Origin of the sequence: Blautia acetica (assembly GCF_038739805.1) — a bacterium.
In the GTDB taxonomy this organism is placed as follows: domain Bacteria; phylum Bacillota; class Clostridia; order Lachnospirales; family Lachnospiraceae; genus Blautia.
Map to the genome: position 1 here is coordinate 1 of NZ_JBBEWO010000047.1, position 1,261 is coordinate 1,261.

Genomic DNA, 1,261 nt, shown 5'->3' on the forward strand with positions numbered 1-1,261 from the left:
CTTATAAATTCGGCATTTTTCAGGAGCTATTTTCCTTTAGTAAAAGCCCTGTTTCTGCTATAATAAAGGTATCAAATCCGAGGAGAGAAACGATGGCTTCCAGTGCGAAAGATATCCAGATCAGAGAGCTGAAAGATACGATATCACAACTGAAAACAATGGTATCTGAACAGACTGAGATGATGAAATCTCTCCGTCTTATTATTGACGAAAAATCCAGTCACGAGAAAGCCCTTCAGGAACAGGTAGATTATCTGACAAAAAACTCTTTGGTTCTTCCAGTGAAAGAAGAGCCGATGATATTCCGGGACAGCAGAATCTCTTTGATGAAGCGGAAATGGAACAGAATCCATCTCTGCCGGAAGAAGAAACTGTAATCAAGGAACATACCCGTAAAAAGAAGGCCACGCATGAAGATCTCTTCAAAGGCCTTAAGATTGAAAAAGTAGTGCTCCCTCTTCCGGAAGAAGAGAAGATTTGTCCGGTATGCGGTACGCAGCTGGTTCTGATTGGCGAGGAGTATGTCCGCCGGGAACTGGAATTCATTCCTGCCACTTGTAAAGTAATCGAATACTACAGCCAGAGCTACGGATGCCCATCCTGCAAGGAAGGACTCGGCGACACAGAAAAACCTGTAATCATAAAGTCCCAGGTTCCGGCGGCTCTGGTTGGGAAAGGTCCTGCCTCGGCATCCACCGTTGCATGGACCATGTACCAGAAATATGCCAATGGGCTTCCCCTTTACCGGCAGGAGAAAGACTGGAAACAGTATGGGGCCCAGATCAGCCGGACCACCCTTGCTAACTGGATTATCTACTGTTCGCAGAACTATTTTCAGCCAATGTATGATTACTTTCACCGTGAACTGCTGAAAAGGAACTTTGCCATGGCAGATGAGACTCGGGGCCAGGTGCTGAAAGAGGAAGGCCGCAGGGCTCAGACCCAGTCGTTCATGTGGCTGTTCCGAAGTGGTGAGGATGGACTTCCGGAGATTATCCTGTATGGCTATTCCCCTACCAGGAGCGGCAGCCACGCAAGAGAGTTTCTGGAAGGCTACAGCGGATATCTGGAAACTGACGGCTATCAGGGTTATAACAATCTGCCGGGGATTAGGCGCTGCTCCTGCTGGGCACATATCCGCCGATACTTTATCGACGCTGTTCCTAAAGGCAGGCAGTATGATTACAGCCAGCCGGCAGTGCAGGGAGTCCAGTACTGCAACCGGTTATTCGCCATTGAGGACTCTATAAACAAAAAGCAT

At 48.0% G+C, this 1,261-nt stretch carries 2 protein-coding genes; both read left to right on the plus strand.

Annotation, left to right across the window (positions count from 1 at the left end; all coding sequences use genetic code 11):
- Window positions 1-92: 92 nt before the first annotated feature.
- Window positions 93-377 (plus strand): hypothetical protein, encoded by a 285-nt coding sequence (locus WBS51_RS15105; RefSeq protein WP_342694160.1) that lies wholly within the window; start codon window positions 93-95, stop codon window positions 375-377.
- Window positions 302-1,261, plus strand: a 960-nt coding sequence (gene tnpC / locus WBS51_RS15110; RefSeq protein ID WP_342694161.1) for an IS66 family transposase, incomplete at its 3' end; no start/stop codon positions are given. The genes WBS51_RS15105 and tnpC, both read left to right, overlap by 76 nt.

Bases quoted from the DNA above. Each gene is read 5' to 3' on its own strand.
- WBS51_RS15105 (WP_342694160.1), top strand. From the start codon at position 93: ATGGCTTCCAGTGCGAAAGATATCCAGATCAGAGAGCTGAAAGATACG.